The organism is Aeromonas sp. sif2416, from assembly GCF_019218665.1.
Lineage (GTDB): Bacteria > Pseudomonadota > Gammaproteobacteria > Enterobacterales > Aeromonadaceae > Aeromonas > Aeromonas encheleia.
The window spans coordinates 86,491-111,748 of the sequence record NZ_JAHUXC010000010.1 but is presented as its reverse complement, the minus strand read 5'-3'; the positions used below and the strand labels follow the sequence as shown (position 1 = coordinate 111,748).

Annotated in this window: 20 protein-coding genes; 5 read left to right on the top strand and 15 right to left on the bottom strand. The window is 63.0% G+C overall.

What is annotated here, in order from left to right; translation table 11 throughout:
• Positions 1–175: 175 nt before the first annotated feature.
• From KW821_RS16960 to KW821_RS16935, 6 genes are all read right to left on the bottom strand, one after another.
• Entirely contained in the window at positions 176–730 is a 555-nt protein-coding gene (locus KW821_RS16960; RefSeq protein ID WP_218292264.1) for a hypothetical protein, read from the bottom strand.
• Between the two features lie 753 nt (positions 731–1,483).
• Positions 1,484–1,756: a hypothetical protein gene (locus KW821_RS16955; protein ID WP_218292263.1), complete on the bottom strand. Its 273-nt coding sequence runs from the start codon at positions 1,754–1,756 to the stop codon at positions 1,484–1,486.
• A 377-nt stretch (positions 1,757–2,133) separates the two neighbouring features.
• Complete coding sequence (gene guaA / locus KW821_RS16950) at positions 2,134–3,723, bottom strand: glutamine-hydrolyzing GMP synthase (RefSeq protein WP_218292262.1); 1,590 nt, start codon at positions 3,721–3,723, stop codon at positions 2,134–2,136.
• Positions 3,724–3,804: 81 nt separating this feature from the next.
• Complete coding sequence (gene guaB / locus KW821_RS16945; RefSeq protein ID WP_042653654.1) at positions 3,805–5,268, bottom strand: IMP dehydrogenase; 1,464 nt, start codon at positions 5,266–5,268, stop codon at positions 3,805–3,807.
• Positions 5,269–5,543: 275 nt separating this feature from the next.
• Positions 5,544–6,179 carry a YitT family protein gene (locus tag KW821_RS16940; RefSeq protein WP_218292261.1) on the bottom strand — a complete coding sequence of 212 codons (636 nt, stop codon included), beginning with the start codon at positions 6,177–6,179 and terminating at the stop codon, positions 5,544–5,546.
• Positions 6,180–6,768: 589 nt separating this feature from the next.
• A complete protein-coding gene (locus KW821_RS16935) occupies positions 6,769–9,978 on the bottom strand; it encodes an alpha-amylase family glycosyl hydrolase (protein ID WP_256353533.1) in 3,210 nt (1,069 codons plus the stop codon).
• Positions 9,979–10,376: 398 nt separating this feature from the next.
• On the opposite strand from KW821_RS16935, the gene KW821_RS16930 reads away from it, so the two are divergent.
• The 5 genes from KW821_RS16930 to xseA all read left to right on the top strand — a co-directional run bounded on the left by KW821_RS16930 (position 10,377) and on the right by xseA (position 15,242).
• Positions 10,377–11,144 (top strand): energy transducer TonB, encoded by a 768-nt coding sequence (locus KW821_RS16930; protein WP_218292260.1) that lies wholly within the window; start codon positions 10,377–10,379, stop codon positions 11,142–11,144.
• A gap of 2 nt (positions 11,145–11,146) precedes the next feature.
• Entirely contained in the window at positions 11,147–11,899 is a 753-nt protein-coding gene (locus tag KW821_RS16925) for a MotA/TolQ/ExbB proton channel family protein (protein WP_218292259.1), read from the top strand.
• A complete protein-coding gene (locus KW821_RS16920; protein WP_218292258.1) occupies positions 11,899–12,321 on the top strand; it encodes a biopolymer transporter ExbD in 423 nt (140 codons plus the stop codon). Before KW821_RS16925 ends, KW821_RS16920 begins: the two co-directional genes overlap by 1 nt.
• Positions 12,322–12,838: 517 nt before the next feature.
• On the top strand, positions 12,839–13,753 hold the full coding sequence (locus KW821_RS16915) for a DMT family transporter (RefSeq protein WP_218292257.1): 915 nt from the start codon (positions 12,839–12,841) through the stop codon (positions 13,751–13,753).
• 127 nt (positions 13,754–13,880) lie between these two features.
• Positions 13,881–15,242, top strand: a complete 1,362-nt coding sequence (gene xseA, locus KW821_RS16910) for an exodeoxyribonuclease VII large subunit (protein ID WP_218292256.1) — start codon at positions 13,881–13,883, stop codon at positions 15,240–15,242.
• A gap of 62 nt (positions 15,243–15,304) precedes the next feature.
• Here xseA and hutW read toward each other — a convergent pair whose 3' ends face one another.
• The 9 genes from hutW to KW821_RS16865 form a co-directional block, all read right to left on the bottom strand.
• On the bottom strand, positions 15,305–16,651 hold the full coding sequence (gene hutW, locus KW821_RS16905; protein ID WP_218292286.1) for a heme anaerobic degradation radical SAM methyltransferase ChuW/HutW: 1,347 nt from the start codon (positions 16,649–16,651) through the stop codon (positions 15,305–15,307).
• A 325-nt stretch (positions 16,652–16,976) separates the two neighbouring features.
• Positions 16,977–17,465 (bottom strand): OmpA family protein, encoded by a 489-nt coding sequence (locus KW821_RS16900; protein WP_218292255.1) that lies wholly within the window; start codon positions 17,463–17,465, stop codon positions 16,977–16,979.
• Positions 17,466–17,502: 37 nt separating this feature from the next.
• Complete coding sequence (locus tag KW821_RS16895) at positions 17,503–18,747, bottom strand: diguanylate cyclase domain-containing protein (RefSeq protein ID WP_218292254.1); 1,245 nt, start codon at positions 18,745–18,747, stop codon at positions 17,503–17,505.
• Entirely contained in the window at positions 18,744–19,286 is a 543-nt protein-coding gene (locus tag KW821_RS16890) for a YfiR family protein (protein ID WP_170176002.1), read from the bottom strand. Before KW821_RS16890 ends, KW821_RS16895 begins: the two co-directional genes overlap by 4 nt.
• Before the next feature lie 183 nt (positions 19,287–19,469).
• Positions 19,470–21,017 carry a transcriptional regulator TyrR gene (gene tyrR, locus KW821_RS16885; RefSeq protein ID WP_042653644.1) on the bottom strand — a complete coding sequence of 516 codons (1,548 nt, stop codon included), beginning with the start codon at positions 21,015–21,017 and terminating at the stop codon, positions 19,470–19,472.
• Between the two features lie 389 nt (positions 21,018–21,406).
• Entirely contained in the window at positions 21,407–21,745 is a 339-nt protein-coding gene (locus KW821_RS16880; protein WP_218292253.1) for a 4a-hydroxytetrahydrobiopterin dehydratase, read from the bottom strand.
• 58 nt (positions 21,746–21,803) lie between these two features.
• Positions 21,804–22,589, bottom strand: a complete 786-nt coding sequence (gene phhA, locus KW821_RS16875) for a phenylalanine 4-monooxygenase (RefSeq protein ID WP_218292252.1) — start codon at positions 22,587–22,589, stop codon at positions 21,804–21,806.
• Positions 22,590–22,744: 155 nt separating this feature from the next.
• Positions 22,745–23,785, bottom strand: a complete 1,041-nt coding sequence (locus KW821_RS16870; protein ID WP_218292251.1) for a YcjF family protein — start codon at positions 23,783–23,785, stop codon at positions 22,745–22,747.
• A gap of 58 nt (positions 23,786–23,843) precedes the next feature.
• A complete protein-coding gene (locus KW821_RS16865) occupies positions 23,844–25,250 on the bottom strand; it encodes a YcjX family protein (RefSeq protein WP_218292250.1) in 1,407 nt (468 codons plus the stop codon).
• Positions 25,251–25,258: the final 8 nt, after the last annotated feature.

Here is a 25,258-nt window from a genome sequence, read left to right as displayed (position 1 = left end):
GCGAATTTGCCCCATGCGGACTCCAGCAGATTTAAGCTCGGTGGCTAGGTTTGCGAATGGTGACATGGGAAGCCCTAACGTTGAATTAAACGGCGTACCGCTTGCGGCACGCCCGAGCGACCGCAGGGAGCGTTGTTGAATATGATGTGAGGAATCGGCCCGGCACTAACTACTACTAATAGAGCCGTGGTTTATTGAATGCGGCCAAACAACCTTTGTTCATTTCATTGACTTGATTAGAAAACGCAGCTTGTTCTCTCAGTTCCATGCCCTTCGGCCCATCGACGATTTGAGCAATAGTGACGCGACACTCTTGAGGAGCCCACTTGAAACGAACTTCATAGTCGGCCCCGTCCTTAAATGAATACGAAAATGGTGTGCCGCAAAGATATGTCGTTAGGGCCGTCGTTTCCCCTCCTTGGAAAAGTCCGTATATCTGCTTGTTTGCCTCTACAAAGACTTCCTTCGCAGCATTGTCATGATAGTTCCACAGCGGCATGCCTAACCGTTTCGGCGAGCTGTTAATCATCATCCCATTTCTGAGGCGAAGCCATTCAACTTCATTTGTCGTGCAGTTTTTATCCCCGTAGGTTCGTAGTACTGATATCTGATTGGAATCGGTGACAAAACGAACCCGCGCTAGCGGCCCAGTTTGTGGCTCTTGATACGTCAATGTGGAACAGGCTGCTATAGATAGACTTGCCAGTATTGTGATGGATGGAAAGTGCATGAAGATTCCTAACAGTGATTAAATAGAAGGCGGTACTAATCCGGTAGCAGAGCCTTCCGTATAACTCAGCTTCACCTTCATAACCGCCAAAAATTTTATTTTAAATCATAATATTACCAGAATATCACTGGTGTCTTAACGTATTCTCTTGACTTCCTTTTTTGCTCTACCATACATAACTGTATAAAAACAGATGATTAGGGCAGCCATGGAAAACACCAGTAGACCCGCCTACGTGAACAAGTCTGGGCCATAATGCGCTTGTACCAACCGCTACGCCCACTTGCTCATACTATTCCCGAATAACAACCAAGCTACCGCCCGACAGCCTGATGTTTTTTTACCTGTGGCGTTTTTCTGGACTGGCTCATGATTTACTCCGGAGAGACTGTGCCAAACGACTATCTTAGCGAACGAGACTGTGGAGGGAAGAGTTGGATGATAATTTCCTGAGCAATATCAACAAACTAATCCACATGAATGGTGATCTGTCGTATCGGCACATCGTATCAACACGGGGCATGAAAACGGTGGTGTCGTATTTCATTCCCTAGTCCCACTTCATCCCTATACCTTACCTTCCCTCCTAGAGCTGCCGAGTCGAGCGCAGTGCCGCCCCCTCACCCAGCTCTGGGACCAACTTTCTTGCAAACCAATGAAAAAGACGCCACCCGGGCGTCTTTTTCATTGGTGAGGTTTGGAGGCTAACTGATCGCTGGCATCACCTCCTCCCCTGCTTGCCCCTAAACCAAATCAGATCGGGGTGATGGAGGTGATATGGGCTGAACCATCCAGCGACTGGAAGATCTGCACCACGGCTTCGCCATGGATCGGGTTGGGCAAGGGCACAGTGGTTTTGCATTTGAAACGGTAGTTGGTGCCGGCGACGACCTGGGTGGAGACTTCAAACGGCTGGTATTGCACCCCGACAAATCCTTCCAGCGCCGGATTGAATACCGCCTGATCCTTGGCGCTCAGCTTGTGGTAGGCAGCCCATCCGCCCAACAGCACTGCTTGTTCTGACATAACAAACCCTCCGTGATCTCTGTCCCTACTCGTTTGGCTGTTCGGGCTGCGCCCCGTTGATTCAAGTGGTTTCCGGTCTCCACCGGGGTGTCATCACTGCCGTTGGCGTGATGACGATGGGCCAGTTTTCGCGGCTGTCTGCACGTTAGCCTGCCCTCCCCCTTGCCATGAACGCCTGATGATAGCGGGCTCAATTGGCATGAGAGAGCCCGGTGCGGGATCGCGTAAATGCCCCTGTCACATATGACAGGGGCAAAGCGGCGAAAAAGCTGCTCGGAAAAAGAAGATGTGTGGCGCAAACGATTGGAAAAAGAAAAGACGCCTCAAGGGCGTCTTTTTGACAGTTTTGCATTATAGGAAAGGAAAGCGGTGAGCGCTTATTCCCATTCGATAGTAGCGGGCGGCTTGCCGGAGACGTCGTACACCACGCGGGAGATGCCGTTGATCTCGTTGATGATGCGGTTCGACACCAGACCCAGGAAGTCGTAGGGCAGATGGGCCCAGTGAGCGGTCATGAAGTCGATGGTCTCGACGGCGCGCAGGGCAATGACCCAGTCATACTTGCGACCATCGCCCATGACACCGACGGAGCGCACCGGCAGGAAGACGGCGAACGCCTGGCTGACCTGGTTGTAGAGGTCGGCCTTGCGCAGCTCTTCGATAAAGATGGCATCGGCCTTGCGCAGCAGCTCGCAGTACTCTCTCTTCACCTCGCCGAGGACGCGCACACCCAGGCCCGGACCCGGGAACGGATGACGGTAGAGCATGTCATAGGGCAAGCCCAGCTCCAGACCGACGCGACGCACCTCGTCCTTGAACAGCTCGCGCAGCGGCTCCACCAGCCCCATCTTCATCTCGGCCGGCAGGCCGCCGACGTTGTGGTGAGACTTGATGACGTGGGCCTTGCCGGTGGCGCTGGCGGCGGATTCGATGACGTCCGGATAGATGGTGCCCTGGGCCAGCCACTTGGCGTTTTTCAGCTTCTTGGCTTCGTCGTCAAACACCTCGACGAAGACGCGGCCTATGGTCTTGCGCTTGGCTTCCGGCTCGTCGATGCCCGCCAGCGCTGACAGGAAGCGCTCTTCGGCGTCGACCTTGATGATCTTGAGCCCGAAGTGATCGCCAAACATCTCCATCACCTGAACGCCTTCGTTCAGACGCAATAGGCCGTTGTCGACGAACACGCAGGTCAGGCGATCGCCGATGGCGCGATGCACCAGCATGGCGACGACTGAGGAGTCCACCCCACCGGAGAGGCCCAGGATCACTTCGTCGTCACCCACCTGCTCGCGGATGCGGGCGACGGCGTCGTCGATGATGGTGGCCGGGGTCCACAGGCATTCGCAGCCGCAGATGTCTTTCACGAAATGTTCGAGCAGACGGGCACCCTGGCGGGTGTGGGTCACTTCCGGGTGGAACTGCACGCCGTAGAATTTCTTCTCTTCGCAGGCCATGGCCGCATGGGGGCAGGTCGCGGTCTGGGCGATAGTCTCAAAGCCGGCCGGGATCTCGGTCACCTTGTCACCGTGGCTCATCCAGACGTCCAGCAGGGCGTGGCCGTTGGGGGCGATGGCGTCTTCGATGTTGCGCAGCAGGGCGCTGGCCTGGCCGGACTGACCCAGCACTTCGACCTGGGCATAGCCAAATTCACGTTCGGTGGAGGATTGCACCTTGCCACCGAGCTGCTCGGCCATGGTCTGCATGCCGTAGCAGATACCGAACACCGGCACGCCGGCGGTGAATACGTAGTCGGGGGCACGGGGGCTGCCTGCCTCGGTCACGGACTCGGGGCCGCCGGAGAGGATGATGCCGTTGGGATTGAATTCGCGGATCTGCGCTTCGGTCACATCCCAGGCCCACAGTTCGCAGTAGACACCGATCTCACGGACACGGCGGGCGATAAGCTGGGTGTACTGGGAACCGAAATCCAGGATCAGGATACGGTGAGCGTGAATATTTTTAGTCATTTTATTCCTGCATCAGGCTGATGTTGTCACAAAAAGTGTGGGATAAAAATGGTGTGAAAACGGGGCCAGAGCCCCGTTTTATCAGCCCATCCGATAGTTGGGGGCTTCTTTGGTAATGGTCACATCGTGGACGTGGGACTCTTTCATCCCGGCCCCCGAGATGCGCACGAACTCAGCCTTGGTGCGCATTTCGTCGATGGTGGCGCTGCCGGTCAATCCCATGGAGGAGCGCAGGCCGCCCATCTGCTGGTGAATGATCTCTTTCAGGCGGCCCTTGTACGGCACCCGCCCTTCGATCCCTTCCGGCACCAGCTTGTCGGCGGCGTTGTCGGTCTGGAAGTAACGGTCGCTCGAGCCCTTGGACATGGCGCCCAGAGAACCCATGCCACGGTAGGACTTGAAGGAGCGGCCCTGGTAGAGCTCGATCTCGCCCGGTGCCTCTTCGGTACCGGCGAACATGGAGCCCACCATCACGCAGCTGGCGCCCGCGGCGATGGCCTTGGCCACGTCACCGGAGAAGCGGATACCGCCATCGGCAATGACCGGCACGCCGGTGCCTTCCAGCGCGTCGACGGCGTCGGAGATGGCGGTGATCTGGGGCACGCCGACACCGGTCACGATGCGGGTAGTACAGATGGAGCCCGGGCCTATGCCGACCTTGACGGCGTTGACGCCGGCGGCGACCAGCGCCAGGGCGCCAGCGGCGGTGGCGACGTTGCCGCCGATGATCTGCAGATCAGGGTAGGCATCGCGGGTCGCCTTGATGCGATCCAGCACGCCCTGGGAGTGGCCGTGGGAGGAGTCAATCAGCAGCACATCCACACCGGCCTCGACCAGGGCGGCGACGCGCTCCTCGTTGCCGGCACCGGCACCGACGGCGGCGCCGACGCGCAGGCGGCCGCGCTCGTCTTTACAGGCGTTCGGCTTGCGCTCGGCTTTCTGGAAGTCTTTGACGGTGATCATGCCCTTCAGTTTGAAGTCGGCATCGACCACCAGCACCTTCTCGATACGGTGCTTCTGCATCAGGGCAACCACCTCTTCACGAGGGGCTCCTTCACGCACGGTGACCAGACGATCTTTCTGGGTCATGACTTGTTCGACGGTCTGGGAGAGATCGATCACGAAGCGCACGTCACGGCCGGTGATGATACCGACCAGCACGTTGCCCTCGGTCACCACGGGGTAACCGGCGAAGCCGTTCTTGAGGCTCAGCTCTTTGATCTGGGCGATGGTCATGTCAGGGCGTACGGTCACAGGGTCGGAAACGACGCCGCTCTCGTACTTTTTGACCTTGCGCACTTCGAAGGCCTGTTGCTCGATGGACATGTTCTTGTGAATGAAGCCGATACCGCCTTCCTGGGCCAGTGCGATAGCCAGACGGGCTTCGGTCACTGTGTCCATGGCAGCGGAAATCATCGGGATATTCAGGGAGATAGCAGACGTCAGCTTGGTACGCAGATCGGCTGTATTAGGAAGAACAGTGGAGTGGGCTGGAACCAACAATACATCGTCGAAGGTCAGCGCTTCTTTGGCAATCCTGAGCATGGCAATATCTCACCGTTGAGGAGTGGGGGTGTAAAATATTGCCGACAAATTTTACTCATGCATTGGCCACTGGTAAAGAAGTTTTTTGAATTTTTTATGGGGTAGCCCGGTTTAACGCCACCAACGGGGTAAAAAACCAATAAATTCAGGCGTAATCATGCCATTTTTCGCGACAAGATGATCTTTTTTGCCGTTGGCACCCCATCTGCCACGAACCGCCCGTCGGATCACTTTTTAACAATTCCCCTCCCCCACGCCTCTCCCATGGCCGCCACTCAGCCGCCCTGATAGCGGCCGGGCTTGTGCCAGTTCATCAGCATGGCGTTCATGGCGAGCGCACTCAGGGTGGACCAGAGCAGCAAGGGCAACGGCAGCGTGAACAAGGAGAGCGCAAACACCAGCACATCGAGCAGCATCTGGCTCTTACCCGCGTTGATGCCGGCGCGCCTCTGCAACCAGAGCGTCACCACGCCTATGCCTCCCACCGAGGCGTTGTGGCGGGCGAGCGATAACACCCCCATGCCGAGGAAGGTGCCCCCCACCAGGGCGGCAAACAGCGGGTGGATGTAGCTCACCGTCAGCAGCAGCGGCACCCCCTGGGTCGCGGCCGAGAGCGCCACATTGACCACCAGTGTCTTGAGCATGAAGCCCCGCCCCATGGTGAAGTAGCTGAACACCAGAAAAGGCAGGTTGGCGAGGAAGAACAGCAGACCGATGGGCAGGCTGCTGACGTGGGCGAGCAGCAGCGCTATGCCCGCGATGCCGCCGGTGATCATGCCGGAGCACTTGAGCAGGTTCAGGCCCACGGCGATGAACATGACGCCGAGCACCATGCCATAGACATCATCCTTGAGGCTATGAGCCAGTCCCTTGCCCGCAGCAAGCGGCTGCATGGTCATTTCACCTTCCATATGACTCCTTTTGATAACCAATAACACAACATCGAATGCTGCTTGACGGCCGATAAGGCGCCGCGTGCGACGAAAATGGGGGGCTTGCCCTGTCCATGGGGTTACCCCGCTACAAACTGCAGCAAAAACAGAGCCAATCAAAACAAGAGTCCGATAAATATCGGATATTCGGATTTAAGTTCCGTACGCAGGTAAAAATTCAAGGTGATAACACCAGATTGAAAACCGCCGGATCCGGCGAGCCAGCATATTTGCGAGGTCGGTGCTCAAGGGGCCGCGTCGCGCCTCTCTCAAGACGCGCGGCAGTGGCCGCCATCCCTTTTCCCATCAGGCTTGGCGCCATACATGAGAACCAGAAGACACCCGCAAGCGACGGCATTTTCAGGGTCAATGGGGGCTCAGCCATTTAAGATGGGCGCACCAAATCAGTGCGCGCGCCTCATTTAGGTGCAACGACATCCCTAGCCCCAACCCCGACCCGCGTTGCGAGCAGAACGCGGGCATAAAAAAAGTCGGCCCAGGGGCCGACTTCGGGTATTTATCCGTTTTCATTTCAGCGCAATGATAACCCGGCTTACCGGGCTGTGCATCACTTCAGATATTTGCCGTCGACCCCTATCTTGCCGGGGCCGTTGAGCACCCAGACACGGGCGGAATAGGCCGGTACCTGGAACGAGAGCGTGCCATTGCCGACCGTTAACGTGCTGCCGGTGACCGCCTCTGTGTAGCTGCCGTTTCGGATGCCGCTGAGACTGACCTGCTGGGCCGAGTTCGCGGCCAGGCCGACCGCCGCATAGCTGCCCTCGGCGCCGAGATCCCGCACGAAGCTGATGCCGCTCCCCCACTCGTTGACCTGGCTCATGGGCGCCTTCTGCAGGGCCGGCACCGCCTTGCGGATCTGGTTCAGGCGTTTGATGTGCTGGTAGAGCGGGTGTGATGGGGTCGCGGGGTTGTCCAGCACCTCGCCGTAGTAGGCGCGGCCGGTCTGATCCACCGTCATGGTGGCCCCATCGATGTCCTGTGGCTTGCCGGCCTGGAACATCACCTCCTCCCCGTAGTAGAGGGTCGGGATGCCCCGCGCCGTCCACAGCAGGTTGTAGGTCATGGCCGCATTGCCCTCTTCCCCGCCATAGCGGTACTTGAAGTCGTTGTCCGGCCCCACGTCATGGTTCTGGAAGAAGGTGATGAGCTTGGTGGCATCCCCATAGACCCAATCCATGCCGAAGATGCCGCCCACCCCGCCGAAGCTGCCTTTGGTGACGTTGTCACGGAAGGTCGAGAACAGGGAGAAGTCGAGCACCGACAGCCCGGAGTCGCCGCCGGCGCGGGGATTGGCCGGGTTGGCTGTGGTGCGGGTATACCACCAGGGGCGGATCACCGCCGAGGCGTTGTCGTTGGCGAGCTCAGACCCCCAGCCCGTGCCCTTCACCAGATTCTCGCCGAACACGAACAGCCCCGGCTTGTGGGCCTGCCAGTCATGGACATAGCTGAGCAGCTCGTCGCGCTCTATGTGCTTGAGGGTATCGATGCGGATGGCGTCGACCCCCATGTCAAGGTACTGGTGGATGGCGCCGTTGAGATACGCCTTGACGTTGGCGTTGCCGGTCGCCAGATCGATGCAGTCACCCGCCATGTGCTTGCGCTGCAGGGCGAGCGGGCTTTCCCAGTCGCCGCCGGACATGAAACCGTCCTGGTGATACCAGCTCGGATCCAGCCCCTGGGCATCGATGCCGAAGAAGCGGTTCGGGTTGTAACCGGCGCTCGGCACGCTGCTGCCGCTCTTGGGATCCACCAGCGGCACCAGGCCTGCCGGATCGGACTGACAGCGGGCCCTGTACCAGTCGGGCGCCGCCGGGTTGTCATCGTCACAGCGGTTGAGGGTGGCGTAATCCCCCAGGTTGCCCTGGTAGGGACCGTTGTTGATCAACCCCTGGCTTGAGCCCGTCGGCACGTAGTATTTGACCGGCAGGCGATCGATCCACACCTTGCCGCGCAGGCCGTACTGGCTGGAGTGGTTGATGACCACATCCTGAATCACCTTGAGCCCCTTGCCGTGGGCCGCCTGGATAAACTCCCGGTAGCCGGCGCCCGGCGACTCCAGCCGGGGATCGACACGGTAGAAGTCGTAGGCATGATAGCCGTGGTAGTCGAGGCCGGAGCGGTTCTCCACCGGCGGCGTCACCCAGATGGCGGTGAAGCCGAGATCCTTGATGTAGTCGAGCTTCCCGATGAGCCCCTTGAAGTCGCCGCGCCAGTGGGGATCCCCGGCCTTGTAGCGATCCCGGTTGTAGTAGTTGTTGCCCGCATCGCCATCATAGAAGCGGGCGGTCAGCAGGAAGTAGATGCTCTCGCCACGAAAGTCGCCGCTGGCCACCCCCTGCTCGCCGATATGGTAACTGAAGCTCTGGGTCTGCTGATTGCCGCTGGCATCTATGCCCAGGGTATTGATCACCAGATCGGCCCCGCTGCCCTTGTCGCTGGCGTCGATCGACTGTCCGGCGTAACGCGTGGAGCTCGTGGTGGGCGTGCTGCCATCCAGGGTGAAGTAGAGCCTGGGGGCACCGTCCTGATCGTCGCTCACCGCCAGGCTGACGGACTGCGCCTGGGCATAGCTGCCGGCGGGCGGGGTCGCGCTGACCGTCGGCGCCTGAGTATCGATCCCGGCCAGCGGCGCCACATCCAGCGCCTTGCGCTGGGCATCGAAGCAGATGCGATAGCCGGTGTTGGCCGCCACCTTGTAGTCCTGGGCCGGGTAGGCCTCGGTCCAGTCCCCCTTGTGATCGATCTTGAAGCGGGGATCGCTGCTGCCAAAGGCCTGCTCGGTGCAGAAATTCACCCCATCCAGGCTGGTCATCGCGGTGAGGCCCCAGTTGTTCGGAGTACCGCGGAAGTACCACTTGTCACCGGCGACGGCCTCCCCGACCACCACGCTGACGCTGCTGCCGGCCTTGGCCCCCTGATCGTCGGTGACCGTCAGGCCATAGGTGAAGGTGCCCGCCTGGCTGGTGTTGACGACTATGCTCTCCGTGCTCTCGCCGTTGCTCCAGAGATAGCCGGTGACCTGGCCATCGGGATCGGTGGAGTCGCTGCCGCTCAGGGTCAGCGCCGCCCCCAGTGCGACTCGGACCGTGCCGCCCGGGCTGATGACCGCCAGCGGCGGCTGGTTGTCATCCCCCAGGGGGGTGATGCTGTAGGCTTGCGTCTGATCATTGACCTGGAAGCGAACAGTGCCGGTCCCGCTCAAGAAGATGTCGCCGCCGCCGGGCTCCAGCACCCCATCGGCGTTGCTGTCGCCGAAGCTGGTCACCCAGTCCCCCGCCTGATCGAACTTGAGGCGCTGGTTGGTCTTGCCATCCAGATAGGCCTCGGCCTGCCACAGGTGATCGGCCACCAGCTGCATGGGCACACTGCTCCAGCCGTTGAAGGTGCCACGCACCTGCAGTTGCGGCCATGTCTTGGCGAAGCCGGACGAGGTGCAGCTGTCGACCGCCGTGGCGGTGATCGCCTGGTTGCCGGCGTTGATGTTGATCCGGTAGTGGGTGTTGGCGCTGACCGCATAATCGGCCGCCGGGTAACTCTGCTGCCAGTTGCCGTATCTGTCGATCTTGAAGCGCGGGCCGCCGCTGGCATCCCCGCTCTGGAACAGCTGACAGGTGTTGTAATTGACGCCGTCGGTCGAGACCATGGGGGTCGCCGACCACCCATTGGCGGTGCCACGGAAGAACCACTCAGCCGCCATGGTGGCCGGCGATATGACGAGCGCCCCCAACAGGCCGGCAGCCATTATCCATCTAGCCATTGATAGTCCTTTATTCTTGGTTTTTGTGTGAGGCCGGGCATGCGTCCCGGCATGTCCCCCATCCGCTACCGCCGGTCTTCAGATGGGCTCGGTCAGTCTAGGGCGCAGGCGGGCCTATTCATGGCAGGCGAGTGCAAAATGTGACCACAATCGACCTCAAGATTGGCTAGTTGTGATTGATAGCGCTTTCATTTCTGCTCCCGCCTCGCCCTCTTTCCAGGGCTCTCGACGCCCACTCTTCCCCCTCGCGATCCAGGCTCCGGTGATTAAAACGCGATTGATAATGTTTCTTGTTTGCAGACCCTGAAGTGGCGCATGCTGAGCGCCAAAGGCTGGCTTTGGCGCCTATTTCATAGACATTTGAGTACGAACATGACGATCAGGAAGGAAGCAGGTCGATGAGCTCCTGTGCAATGAGACCGGCCATCGGCCGCGACAAGATGGCATTTGGCCCTGTCCAGCTCACCTGCCTGGCCATAGCCGCACTCCTGCACCTCGCCATCCTGTGGCTGATGCAGGGGAGCCACCCCGCCCCCATCCAGCCGCCCGAGCCCCTCACCCTGTCTGCCCGCTGGGCCGGGGAGTCGAACAAGGATGACGCGCCGGGCAAACCGGCGGCGCCAGCGCCCACCCCGGCACAGCCGAAGGTAGTCAAGCAGCCCGCGCCGGTTCAGCACAAGCCGGTCAAGCCGGTCGTCAAGAAAGCCGCTCCCAAGCCTGTACCAAAGGCACCGCCCAAGCCAGCCCCCCTGGTCAAACCCGTCACCAAGGCCCAGCCGGTAACGGCACCAGCGGCGCCCGCCGCGCCGCTGACCACGGCCAATCACCAGAGCGGCAGCAGCAGTGCACCTGCCAAGACGAACCAGACTGGGACCGGCGGGGGCAGCAGCGCCCCCATTGCCCGCGATGCCAGCTTCAACAACCCTGAGCCCCCCTATCCTCATGAGTCACGCAGACGAGGGGAGGAAGGGCGTGTGGTGTTGAAGGTTCGCGTCAGCAAGGAGGGCACGGCCGAGTCGGTCGAGGTCGAAAACAGCAGCGGTTACCGGCGCCTGGACATGGTTGCCCGCAAGACGGTCAGCCGCTGGCGCTTCATCCCGGCCAGGCAGAATAACGCCGTCGCGGCCTGGACCGGGGTCACCATCATCTTCAAGTTAGGGACATAACCATGAATCCGGAAATCGAAACGAACGGGATGGGCATCGCTCATCTGCTCAGCCAGAACACGGGAGTGGGCCTTATCCCACTGATCTTGCTGGTGCTGATGTCGCTTGCTACCTGTTACTACGCCCTGCTCAAACTCTGGCTCGGCTATCGCGAGCAGCGCCTCAATGCCCGGTTCGTGGGCCAGTTCTGGCAACACGCCAGCGTGCAGGAGATGGAGCGCCAGCTCGCCCAGACGCCGCCTCAGGAAGGCTATGGCCGGGTAACGCGTGCTGCCCTCGCGGCCGTGGCCCAGCTTGACAGGGCGCAGGAGCGGGCCGTCTCCCTCAAGTTGGGATCCCCCGACGACTTCTTGCTGCGCGCCCTGCGCCAGGCCATCACCCTGGAGCGGATCCGCCTCGAACAGGGCCTGACCTTGCTCGCCTCCGTGGGCTCTGCGGCCCCCTTCATCGGGCTGTTTGGCACCGTTTGGGGCATCTATCATGCCCTGCTTGCCATCGGCAGCGCCGGCCAGAGCAGCCTGGACAAGGTGGCGGGTCCGGTCGGAGAGGCGCTGATCATGACCGGCTTTGGCCTCGCCGTCGCCCTGCCGGCGGTGCTCATCTACAACTTCTTCGTGCGCCGCAATCGCCTCAAGCTGGCGGCCCTCGACGAGTTTGCCTATGACCTCTTCGCCTTGCTGGTAACCGGATTTGAGCAGGCCTCGCCCAAGGTCACCCAGCTCGCCGAGCGGGAAGCCAGGAAGGGGCGCGGATAATGGCATTTGGTAAAATATCCAGTGACTCGGACGATCAACCCCTCTCCGAGATCAACATGATCCCGATGATCGATGTCATGCTGGTGCTGCTGATCGTCTTCATGATCACGGCCCCCCTGCTGACCAACGCGGTCAAGCTCGACTTGCCCGAGGCCAGCAGCCAGGCAAATCAGCCGAAACAGGACGACATCAGCCTCTCCATCGACGGGGCAGGTAAGATGTACTGGAATGACAAGCCGGTCGATGAGGCGGCCCTGATCGCCCAGATGAGCGCAGTCGACCAGAAGGCGCAGGAGCTCCCCGAGATCCAGCTGCGCATCGACAAGAGTGTCGAATACGGCACCATCGCCAGGGTGATGGCGCTGGCCTCCCAACACGGCCTGCACAAGATAGCCTTTGTCAGCCAGCCGGAAGCCGAGTGACAGCCGGTCTGAAGCGGGTCGAATACGGCGCTGTCTATACGCCCGAGTGATGGCGCTGGCCTCCCAGCATGGCTTGCACAAGATAGCCTTTGTCAGCCAGCCGGAAGCCGAGTGACAGCCGGTCTGAGGCGGGTCGAATACGGCACTGTCTATACACCCGGGTGATGGCGCTGGCCTCCCAGCATGGCCTGCACAAGATCGCCTTTGTCAGCCAGCCCGAGGTAGAGTGACAGCCGGTCTGAAGCGGGTCGAATACGGCGCTGTCTATACGCCCGGGGGATGGCCCTGGCCTCTCAGCACAGGCTGCACAAGATTGCCTTTGTCAGCCAGCCTGAAGCCGAGTGATCGCCCTAGGTCAGTGCGAATCGAAGCGACGCTGGCAACAAGGCATCACCCAGGTGGTGCCTTGCTTGTTTGCCGCCCAATCACCCGGTTGTCAGACGCGGGGCATCCCTGCATGATGCGGGATCTGCATGTCAGAGCGCTGGCGTGAGCCCCATGATTTCAAGGAGAGAAGATGAGAACATCGGATTATGTGAGGCTGCTGGTACTGGCGGCCATCTGGGGCGCCAGCTTCCTGTTCATGCGCATCGCAGCGCCGGCGTTCGGCTCGGTCAATACCACCTTCCTGCGGGTTCTGTTCGCCCTCATCGGGCTCGCCGTCATGCTCCTGCTGCTGCGCACCCCCATGAGGTTCAAAGGCAAGCTGAGATCCACCATGCTGCTCGGGGTCATCAACTCAGGTGTGCCCTTTCTGATGTACGCCATCGCCGCTCTCTGGTTGCCGGCCGGCTACTCGGCCATCCTGAACGCGACCACCCCGCTGATGGGGGCCATGATCGGCTTCTCGTTCTTTGACGAGAAGCTGAGCCCGCGCAAGTGGTTCGGTGTGATGCTGGGGCTCGTCGGCATCGCCCTCATCACCACCACCGGCGAGGTGCACCTGAGCGGCAACGTGATCATCGGCGTGCTGGCTTGCCTGTTTGCCACCGCCTGTTACGGCTGCGCCGGCTTCCTGACCCGCCGCTGGATCACCGAGCAGGGCGGGCTCGATGCCAAGCTGGTGGCCTTCGGCAGCCAGCTGGGCGCCTGCGTGTTTCTGCTGCCCTTCTTCGGCTACACCATGACGGCGGGGCCCGCCGTCAACTGGGCCATCCCCGAGGTGTGGGCCAGCATCCTGGCCGTCGGCTTCGTCTGTACCGCCCTCGCCTACCTGCTCTATTTCAGGCTGATCGCCGACATCGGGCCGCTGCGCTCCCTGACGGTGACCTTCCTCATCCCGCCGTTCGGCATCTTCTGGGGCTATCTGGTGCTCGGCGAGACCCTCACCGAGGGCTTCATCATCGGCGGCCTCATCGTCTGCCTCTCGGTCTGGCTGGTGGTCAGCCCGGCCAGGAGCCAGCCCAGGGTGAACCCGGAAGTCGAACGCTAGTCATGACGGGGCCGAGCGACAGGCTCGGCTCAGCGTCCAAACTGGGGTAAGATGGCCCCATTCGCTTTCTCCTTTTTTCATCCCCCTCGGCCTTGCCAAGGAGAGGGGCGCACCAGCAGGATCTGCCTTGAACCACCTCGACGACCGCCAGCAGAAGCAGCAACAGATCTTTACCGTCACCCGCCTCAACAGCGCCGTGCGCATGATCCTGGAGCAGGATCTGGGGCTGGTGTGGCTGACGGGGGAGCTCTCCAACCTGGCGATGCCAAGCTCGGGCCACTGGTATTTCTCCTTGAAAGACATCTCGGCCCAGGTGCGCTGCGCCATGTTCAAGGGCAACAACCGCCGGGTGCCGTTCCGCCCGCAAGATGGCATGCAGGTGTTGGTACAGGCGCGGGTCTCCCTCTACGAGCCGCGCGGCGACTATCAGCTGATCATCGAGTCGATGCAACCCGCCGGCGATGGCATGCTGGCCCTGCGCTTCGAGGAGCTCAAGCGCCGCCTTGGCGCCGAGGGGCTGTTTGACGAGGGCCGCAAGCGGCCGCTGCCGCGCGAGCCCCGCGCCGTGGGGTTGGTCACCTCCGCCACCGGCGCCGCCCTGCACGACATGCTGACGGTGCTTGAGCGCCGCGCCCCGGATCTGCCGGTCTTCATCTACCCGACTCAGGTGCAGGGCAGCGCCGCCATCGGTCAGATAGTGGCGGCGATCCATCTGGCCAACCGCCGCGCCGAGGTAGATGTGCTGATCGTCGGTCGCGGCGGCGGATCGCTGGAAGATCTCTGGTGCTTCAACGAGGAGGCGGTGGCCCGGGCCATCGCAGGCTCCGCCATCCCCGTCATCAGCGCGGTGGGCCACGAGGTGGACGTCACCATCAGCGACTTCGCCGCCGACTTGCGCGCCCCCACCCCCTCCGCCGCCGCCGAGCTGGTGGCGCCGGATCAGGGCGCCCGCGCCCAGCGCCTCGCCCACCTGGGGCAGCGGCTGACCCAGGCCATCAGCCGCCACCAGACCGCCGCCCGCCACGGCTTCGCGCTGCTGCAAAAACGGCTCGACCATCAGGATCCGAAGCGGCGGCTGGAGCAGCAGTCCCAGCGGCTGGACGAACTCTCCAGCCGTTTGCAGCAGTTACTCAACCAGCGCCTGCATCAGGGGGAGCGGCGCCTCGCCAACCTCGAGCTGCGGCTGCAGGCCAGGAGCCCGGAAAAGCTGCTGGCCGCCGGGAAGCGCCGTCATCAGCTGGCCGAGGAGCGTCTCTTCGCCCTGATGGCCAAACGCCAGAGTCTCGCCGACCATCGCCTCGCCATGCTGAGCGCCCGCCTCGACGGGGTGAGCCCGCTCGCCACCCTGGGGCGTGGCTACTCCATCACCCGCACACAGGGTGGTGAGGTGATCAGCCGCGCCGCCCAGGTGAGCGCCGGGCAGTCGCTGGTGACCACACTCGCAGAGGGGCATCTGCGGGTGCGAGTCGAAGAGGTGCACAACCCATAGATAAACAAGGGGGCCTTCAACCGGCCCCCTTTTCGTCCCCTCCTCGTCTTGATCCCAGCCCGTTACACCAGCGAGTGCCGCACCGCCCCGGCCGGCTGAGCGCCGCTCGCTGCCTCACCACCCAGCGGATTGAGCTGCAGGAACTCGAACAGCCCGGCCTGCAGGTTGACGTTCCAGAAACGCCCCGCCAGGGTCAGCTCCAGCCGCTCCTCCGTCAGCACCGCCAGCCCGTGCCGTTGCCACGCCTGAAACAGCGGCATCAGCTGTTCTCGCAAGGGGGCAGGCAAGCGCGCCAGAGCGAGCCAGCCGGTATCGAGGGCGCCGCGCAGCAGGCCGTCGATGTGCGCGTTGGGATTGCGTCCCATCACCATGCCGGGCGCCCGCACGCCGCTCGCCAGCGCCTCGTGCCAGGCCCCTAGATCCCGGCCATACATCAGGCCATGACCCTGCACATTGCCCCCGGCGCCGGCGCCGAAGGGGAGGATCTCGGCGCCACGCTTGGCCATCTGGTTGTAGCGGCTCTGCTCGCGCTCCCCCCGCCGCCAGTGGCTGCTGGAGAGCCGCTGCCAGCCCCCCTGCTCCAGGGTCTGGGCGCCGTAGGCATACATGCCGGCCCGCTGCTGGCCGTCGGCCGACCAGCCGAGCCGGCCATTCTCCTGCACCCGCTCCAGATTGGTGCCCGCCATGGCGATGAGCTGATAGAGATCCACCCCATGCACCCCGCTCGCCATCACGTCCGCTATGTCCTGGCGCCAGACGGCGTCATCCTGCCCCGGCAGGCCGAAGATGAGATCCGCCACTATGACGGCGGCATCATCCCGGGTCAGCTCGGCCAGCCGGGCGAGCAGGGTCTCCCTGTCATCGAAGCGGGCCGCCTGCTGGCGCACCTCTGTGTCGAAGCTCTGCACGCCAAACGAGAAGCGGTTGAAGCCCCCCGCCAGCGCGGTCTGCCACTTCTCGTCATCGAAGCCGTTGAGCCGCCCCTCCAGGGTCAGCTCCGCATCCTCACTCAAGGGAAAACGGCGGATCGCCGTGGCGAGGCACGCCAGATCCTCTGCCGCCATGTCGGTCGGGGTGCCGCCCCCCACGTAGACGGCCGAGAAGGGCTGACTTTGACCGAGGGGGGACTCGGCGGCCCGCTGCAGGCTGTCACACAGGGCCGCCATGTAGCGGCTCATGCGCGCCGGATTGGCGCCATTCTCGAAGAAGTTGCAGAAGCTGCAGCGCTTGCGACAGAACGGAATGTGGATGTAGAGCGCCCGCTCCTGCGCCTGGCTCGGCTGTTGCCACCAGCCTTGCCAGGCGGCGTCATCCAGCGACAAGGGGCGAATACCGCCCCGGCTGGCGTGGGCCGAGGTCTTGGCGGTGAAGGCAAACTTGAGGGGATCGGGAGTCGAGAGTCCGGTCATGGTCGGGGTGAGCTGTGCTGTCGTCACTGGCGGTTACCATTTGGAAATAATGCAAATGATAACGAATATCACTCAATAATGAACTTGTGCCAGATCAAGTCTGTGGCACTGGGCCGCCATTTATCCCTCGGGCTGGCATCAGCCAGGGGGTTTGTTGAGCGAAGGTTGGTTCAGGAGAGAGTGTACTGGCGGAGAACCACTCCCCTGTCGGCATCGGGGTCATCGACAGGAGAGCGGACACACACGCATTCAGGCTAGCGGGGAGCCTTGCTGCCAGCCTCGGGCAACGGACGGAGGCGGCGAATGCACTGCGACTGGGGTGGGATCAGCCGTTGCCGATGATGATGGCCACCCGGCGATTCTCCGCCCGTCCGGCGGCGGTGCCATTGTCGGCGACTGGCGCCTGCTCGCCACGACCACGAATGTCCAGGTTGGCCGCCGGCATCCCCACCGACGCCAGCACGTCGGCCACGGACTGGGCCCGCTTGCGGGAGAGCTGCTCATTGTAGGCCGCCTCGCCGTTGGAGTCGGTATGACCGTCGACCCTGACCCGGTTCAGGCCCACGTCCAGCAGGGCCTTGCCCAGCTTCTCCACCACCTGGCGGGTATTGGGGTTGAGTGCGCCCACGTTGTTGGCAAACAGCACCTTGTTGGAGATGTCCAGCGTCCAGCCCTCATCGGTGAGGTGGAAGCCCTGCTCCTTGAGCACGGTCACCTGCTCCGCCGTGAGACCCTGAGGCGCACTCTGGCAAGCCGCCAACACACTCAACAAGAGCCCGAACAGACCCACCTTCATCAGGTTGGAAATTTTCATTGTTATAGTCCTTTTGTTATTTTTGCCTGCAAAAACATCAAATACTCAGCTTGTGGTCGGTGACCTCCTCCCTGCGTTGTCGTTTGGCTTGATACATGGCACTGTCCGCGTGCTGCAGCAGCTCATCGGCGGTCAGCCCCTGCTCGGGGAACATGGCATAGCCGACGCTGACCTTGGCCACCAGATGGCGGCCATCCCCCAATACTACGGGCACTATCATCGCCTGCTGGATCCGGATCATCACGTCGCGCACCTCGCGCTCGTGCTGCAGCGGCGCCAGCAGGACCGCAAACTCGTCCCCCCCCAGCCGGCACACCAGATCCATGGGTCGCAGTTGATGCTGTATCCGCCTGGCCAGCGTCACCAGCACCTCGTCACCGGCGGCATGGCCCAGGCTGTCATTGATCTGCTTGAAGCGGTCGCAATCGAGGTACAGCAGGGCGAACCGCTCATGCTGGGCGCGACCGGTCATGATGGATTGATCCAGCCGGGCTTCGAACAGCGCGCGATTGGGGAGACCCGTCAGGGGATCGTGGGTCGCCTGGTGCAGCAGGCTGGCATTCTCCCGTTTCTGATGGAGTTGCCAGGCCTCCAGCTCATCGAGCAGGGAGTTGAAATCCTCCCCCAGCTCATGCAACTCGGCGATGTCGGCCGCTGGGACGCGCTGCTTGAGGGCGCGCTGGCGGCGGACGCTGTGGGCCACCTGCGCCAGCGCCTTGAGGGGATCTGTGATGGAGTACTGCATGCGGCGCGCCACATAGAGCGCCCCCAGTATGCTGAGCAGCAGGCAGAGCAGGGTCGCCATCAGGGTCTGCAACAGGAAGCGCAGCAGGTATTGGCCGTGGCCGACCAGGTGGATCCGCGCTATCTCCTTGCCCTCCCGCAGCACCGGCAGCTCCACCGGCCCCGGCAGGATCAGGTGGGCCAGCTGTTGCTCCAGGCTGGACCAGGGGGTGGTGATGGCCCGGGTCCAGCTCGCCAGCACCTGGCCATCGGCCAGCTGGATGCGGGCACTGGCCACATCCTCGTGGGAGGCGATGGCCTGCAGGGTCTCTTTCGCCGCCTCCTCGTCGTGGAATACCACCGCCGCCTCAGTGGTGTAACTGATGGCGCGTGCCACCAGCTCGAGGTTGTGATCGGCGTAGAGGCGCAGCGCCAGCAGGGCGGTGATGGTCAGGAACAGGCCGGCCATGCAGACCGCGGTGAGGGAGGTCATCATGTGGGTGCGGCCCAGGCTCTGTCGCAACGTGATCCGTTGCTCGGCAGGGATCTGATTTTTCATCGTGCGTCCTCGTCCGCCCTGGCCAGCTTGAGCACGGCCGGGTGCACCCGGACGCCACTGCGGGCGAGCGCATCCAGATTGACCTTGAAACGCACCCGCTCCTGGCTGGCCTGCAGGCAGAACACCGCATCGGCGATGCACTCGTGGCTCTGTTCACCGATGCTGAGGATGGCGTGCCCACGCAGGCGCTGGAACAGCGCCACCCGTTGCTCGCTCGTCATCACCCCCAGATAGAGCACGTCACAGCGCTGGCTCAAGGCCTCGTCATCCAGATCGTAACGGTGCACATCGACCGGGCGGCCGTTGGCCTGCTGCTTGATGGAGGGCAGAGCCCCGGCATACTCCGTCGGCGCCGCGATGCACAGGCGCAACTCGGCAGGCTCGGTGGGCCAACGGGTATAGCTGAGGATGTCGAGCACCGTCTGGCGCACCAGCTCGGCGCGCACCTCGGCCGAGGTCTCGCTGACGCTGGCCAGCGCCAGCGAGCAGAACAGCAGCGCCAGCCACGCCATGGCCCGGATCAGAGAATGTGACTGCATGATGCCTGCCTGTTCACGTCTGCCCAAGAGGCCAGAGGGCTATGCCAAAGAGGAGTGGCATCAAGCTTATCAGTCGCGCGCCAGCCACCCATGGCTCTGCGCGCAGGCTGTGTCACCTTGTGTCGTACTAATGACAAGGGCCCACCCGGATGTGAGCCCCACTGACCAACGGCAGGCATGGGCTTACTTCTTGCCGATCCCGTATTCGCGCAGCTTGTTGGCGATGGCGGTGTGGGAGACCCCGAGCCGCTTGGCCAGCTGGCGGGTGGAGGGAAAGGCCGGATAGAGCCGCTCCAGCAGCCGGCTCTCGAAGCGCTTCACCGCCTCATCCAGCCCGCCCTCGAACCACTCGTCGATGAGCGGCATGGCATCGGCCGCCACCGGCAGATCCACGTGCTCGGGGCCTATCTCGTCCCCTTCCAGCAGGGTCATGGCGCGGTAGAGGCAGTTGCGCAGCTGGCGCACGTTGCCGGGCCAGCGATAGGCGGTCAGGTATTCGGCCATGTTGCGGGTGAAGCGCGGGCGGGGCCGCTGCAACTCGCTGGCGAAGCGGGAGACGAACTGCTGGGCCAGCGCCATGATGTCCGCCTTGCGCTCGCGCAGGGGCGGCAGGCCTAAGCTCAGCACGTTGAGACGGTAGTAGAGATCCTCGCGAAACTTGCCCTCGTGCACCAGATCCAGCAACTGCTTCTGGGTGGTGCAGATGAAGCGCACGTTGACCCTCACCTCCTGCTCGTCACCGACCCGGCGGAAGACGCCGTCCTGCAACACCCGCAGGAACTTGGTCTGCAGATGGGGGGACATGTCGCCGATCTCGTCCAGCATCAGGGTGCCGCCGCTGGCCAGCTCCAGCACGCCGCGCTTGCCCTCGGTGTTGTTGCCAAAGGCGCCGGGGGCGTAGCCAAACAGCTCGCTCTCGGCCACGTTGTCCGGCATGGCGGCACAGTTGAGAGCCATGAAGGGATGGCTGGAGCGCAGGCTGGCGCCGTGGCAGGCGCGGGCCAGCAGCTCCTTGCCGGTGCCGGTCTCACCCAGGATGAGCAGCGGCGCGTCCTGCATCGCCAGCTTGGCGGCCTGGGCCAGCACCTCTTTCATCTTCTGGCTCTCGGCCTGCAGGTGCTCGAAGCCCCCCACCTCCACCGCGTGCAGCGCGCTGAAGTGCATGCCGACCCGGCGCGCGGACTTGAGCACCACCACGGCGCCGGCCAGGGCCTGCCGGCCCTTCTCTTCGGCCACAAACAGCGGCATCAGATCGCCGAGGTACTCCTCACCGCCGAGGCTGAGCTTGCAGGTCTGCGGCTTGATCTCGCTCGCCTCCAGCCAGCGGGCAAAGGAGAAGCCCTTGACCAGGGAACCGAGGGCCAGACCGCGCACCTCCTCCTGGGGCAAGGCAAGCGTGGTGAGGGCCGACTGGTTGGCCTGGGTTATCCGCCCCTTGCTGTCGAGGGAGAAGACCAGATCCGGCAGCGCCTTGAGCAGTGCCTCTATCTCGTGATGTTCCCGCTCGGAGGGCATGTAGGGGATGGTCTTGACGTCATAGACACCGGGAATACGGCGGATCTCCGGCATCAGATGCTGGAAATCACGAAACTCCAGCTCGGGGAAGTTGAGATAGATGATGCCTGTGGTATCGATTTCGATGCCGCGCAGATCGATGTTGTGCTCCACCAGACGGTCGAGCAGTTCCCGGGTCAGGCCCAGGCGGTCTTCACAGCTGACTTCAAGACGCATTCGGGACACACTTCCTAGCTAACACTCTGAATAACGGGATGATACAGACTCGATCCCGCCAGTGCGAGCGCTCGCCCATAAAAATGCGGGCCCGCCCCGCTTTCGCCGGACAGGCCCGAGTCAATGGCTGACGCTTATTTCAGCAGCCGGTCGGTGCACGCCACCATGATGAACACCTTGCCATGCAAACCACCTCGTCTAAAGCGCTGATCCAGGCGCTTATTTCAGCAACTGGCCAGTGCGTGCCAGCATGATGAACACCTTGCCATGCAGACCACCTCGTCTATAGCGCTGATCCAGCCGCTTATTTCAGCAACTGGCCAGTGCGTGCCACCATGATGAACACCTTGCCATGCAGACCACCTCGTCTATAGCGCTGATCCAGCCGCTTATTTCAGCAGCTGGTCGGTGCGCGCCGCCATGATGAAGTCGTTGCGATGCAGGCCGCCTATCTTGTGGGTCCACCAGCTGACGGTCACCTTGCCCCACTCGGTCAGGATCGCCGGGTGGTGGAACTCGGCCTCCGCCAGCTCGCCGAGGCGATTGGTGAAGGCCAGCGCCTCCTTGAAGTTGCGAAAGCCAAACTCCCTGCGCAGTTGCAACTCCCCCTTCACCACCATGGGCTGCCAGTCGGGTATGGCGTGCATCAGCTCGCTCAGCTCCTGCTCGCTGACCTTGGGGGCATCGGCACGGCACGCTTCGCACCGTTGGCTTGCCAGTTCGGACATTAGGGACTCCTTTCATTAACAATGGGTTGGAATGGATTGCGCGCCGTCGTCAGCTCGCCTATTTGCCGGGCGCCGGCGCGAAACGCGGCGCTCGCAGGCCGAGGCGACGCGCCTGGGCCACGCAGGCCATGATGTCCTGCTCCGCCAACTGGTAGAGGGCATCCAGGCTGGGCAGCACGAAATAGGTCGGCTGCATGATGTCGATACGATAGGGGGTGCGCAGCACCTCCACCGCATCGAACGGCTGCAGGCTGGGTTGACCGGAGAGGGCATAGGCGGTCTCGCCGATGGAGGAGAGAATGCCGCCGCCGTAGATACGCAGGGAGGCGGCGCTCTGCACCAGACCGAACTCCACCGTGAACCAGTAGAGCCGGGCCAGATAGACCCTGTCCTCCTTGCTGGCCTTGAGGCCGAGTTGACCATAGACATGGGTGAAATGGGCGAAGGCCGGGTTGGTCAGCATGGCGCAGTGGCCGAACAGCTCGTGGAAGATGTCCGGCTCTTGCAGGTAATCGAGCTCATCCCGGCGGCGGATGAAGGTGGCCACCGGGAACTGGCGCTGGGCCAGCAGCGAGAAGAAGCGATCGAAGGAGATGAGGGCGGGCACGGCCACCACGGACCAGCCGGTGCCAGGGGTCAGCACGGCGTTGATCTCCATCAGCTGCGGGATGCGATCACGGGGCAGGTCGAGTCGGGCCAGCCCCGCCAGGTATTCGTCACAGGCCTTGCCCTTGAGCGCCGCGAGCTGGCGATCGATCAGGATCTGCCAGGTGCCGTGCTCTTCATCCGTGTAATGAATGAGGCCCTGCTCGTCCGGTTGATGTGCTGTGTAGAGGCTTGCCATGATCCCGTTCCATCCCGCGCCAGAGAGCGGCGCCTTTGCGTTGGTTGTCAGGATCACTGTAACGGTTTAGCCCCTAAAAAAGCAGCCGACCCCGAGGTCGGCTGCCGGCCACAAATGTAAACAATTTGTGACATTACCTGTTCATTTCCCCGGGTTCAGGACTTGTTGAGATAGCCCGCCAGCTGGCCGATAAGCCGCTTGCGCAACTCACCCAGTTTCGGCTTCTCGTCGCCGCACCAGGGCAGCGGGCGGCAGGCCTCTATGGTGCGCAGCCCCAGCCTGGCGGTGAGCAGGCCGGCGCCCACTCCTTGCGCGGCGCGGGCGGAGAGCTTGGCGGTGAGCTCGGCCCCCAGCAAGTCCATACCCACCTCGGTCACCAACTCGGTGGCGCCGGCATAGAGCATGTTGCGAAGCACCTGGCGGATGAGGCTGATGCGGCTCCAGTAGCCGAGCTCGATGGCGTAGACATCGGCGATGTCCTCGATCATCCGCAGGTTGCGCCACAGCATCAGCATCATGTCGACGGTGGCGAGCGGGCTCAGGGCCACCAGCACCGCGGCCTCCCCCGACCATTTGGCGACCCTGGCCTGGGCGAGTTTATCCCGTTCGGTCAGCACCAGCTGGCTGTAGAGGGTCAGCACCTCCCGATCGCTGTGGCTCTCGTCGAGCTGGCCGAGCCAGTTCTGATAGCCCTCCCGTCCCTTGTCACCACTCTTCTCTGCCAGGGCCTCGCAGAACGCCTGCCCCTGCCCCACCCCCTGGTGAGCCAGCAAGTCTTCGGCGCGGGAGCGCACATCCTGGCGCCGCTTGAGGGTGCGCAGCCGCAACCACTCCCGCCCCGCGACCCCGGCCGTGCCCACCACCACCAGCCCGGAGGCCAGCAACCAGGCGCCGCCCCAGAGCGGGGACGCGACGAACTGGTCGTAGAGGAAGCCACCAAACTGGCCGAGGGAGAGCACACCGACCGCCCCCAGCCCCCAGCCCAGCAACCGGTGCCGGCGCCTTGGCCGCAGGGTCAGGGCCGGCTCCACGAAGTCATTGAGCTCGTCGAGCCGCTCGAAGCTCTCCTCCTCCAGCCGCTGGGCTGGAGCGGGCGCCTGCTCGGTTGCCGCCGCCGAAAACGCAGGCTCCAGCAGCACCTTGCCTTGCAACGGGACGCCCTCGTCTGGCGTCCGCACTTTGGTCTGATCGTTCATCGCAATAGGTTCCTCTGTAGCGCTCGGTCAGGGCGCCGTGCCCGCGCAGGGGTGGCGCTCATTCGAGGTGATCCCCCAGCAGAAACTCCAGCGCGGCGTCGAGTCGGATATGGGGCAACGCCTGATGGGGGCTCATGGGCAGGGGGCGAAACGCCTGAAAATCGAAGCCCTGGTTGTGCCACCACTGCGCCGGGGGAATGTGGGACGGCACCTCGCCGGGAAACAGCAGCAGCGGCTCGCCAGCCAGACTGGTGCCACGGATGGCCGGGAACTCGCGGCCATTGGCCAGCCCCTTGCCCACCTCGGTGGCCTTGATGGCGGCGAGCGCCAGGCACTCGGTCTCGATCCCCTCGAAGCGAGCCTGGCCACGGCCACTGCTCACCAGATGCTGCAGCAGGGACACCAGCGGAGCGTGCTGCTCCGGGGTCACGTGATCCGCCTTGCTCGCCACGAACAGCAGCTTGTCGATGCGTGGGGCGAACAGCCGGCGCCACCAGTTGCTCTTGCCGTAGGCGAAGCTCTCCATGATGCGGGCGATGGCCTGCTGCATGTCGCCAAAGCTGGCGGCGCCGGCGTTGAGGGGTTGCAGGCAGTCCACCAGCACTATCTGGCGATCGAAGCCGGCGAAGTGCTGCTCGTAGAAGCCCTGCACCAGGTGCTGCTTGTACTGCTCGAAGCGCTGCTTGAAGGTGGCGTAGAGGCTGCCATCGGCGGGCTCGGAGGCGGGCGTGTCCCACACCCAGGGCACGAATTGCAACAGCGGTGCCCCGGCATACTCCCCCGGCAACACGAAGCGGCCCGGCTGGATGAGGTGCAGCCCCAGCTCGCGCTTGCAGGCATGCAGGTAGGAGGTGTAACGCTCCGCCAGCTCGCAGGCCGGCCGCTCCTCGAAGGCCTGCTCGGCCTGCCAGCGCGGTTCAAGCCAACTGCTGGCGAGTGCTTGCAGCTCGGGGCGGCGCAGCTGGTTTGCCACCTGCTCGCTCCACTGCTCGTAGCTCAGCTCCAGCAGCGGCAGGTCCAGCAGCCACTCCCCCGGGTAGTCCACCAGATCCACATAGAGGGTGGAGATCTCCCCCAGGTGCTTGCGCAGTGGATGGCGGGTGCGGTAGCGGATCTCGAGCCGCACCTCGGCCACGCCGCGGGTGGGCTCCGGCCAGGCGGGCGGCTCGCCAAACAGGGAGTCGAGGCCCCGCTCATAGGCGAAGGTGGGAATGTGGGCATTCAGCTGGGGGACGCGGCGCGCCCCCAGGATCCGCCCCTGGCGCTGGGCATCCCACAGGGGCAGGCGACCGTCGATGGCCGCGTGTTCCAGCTGGTTGACCAGCGCGGTGATGAAGGCGGTCTTGCCGCTGCGTGACAGGCCGGTGACCGCCAGCCGGATGTGGCGATCCCGTACCCGGTTTACCGCCTCGAAGGCCTTGTGCTGCAGCACAGACCACTTCTGCTCTAACTTGTTGCGTATCAAGGCTCGTT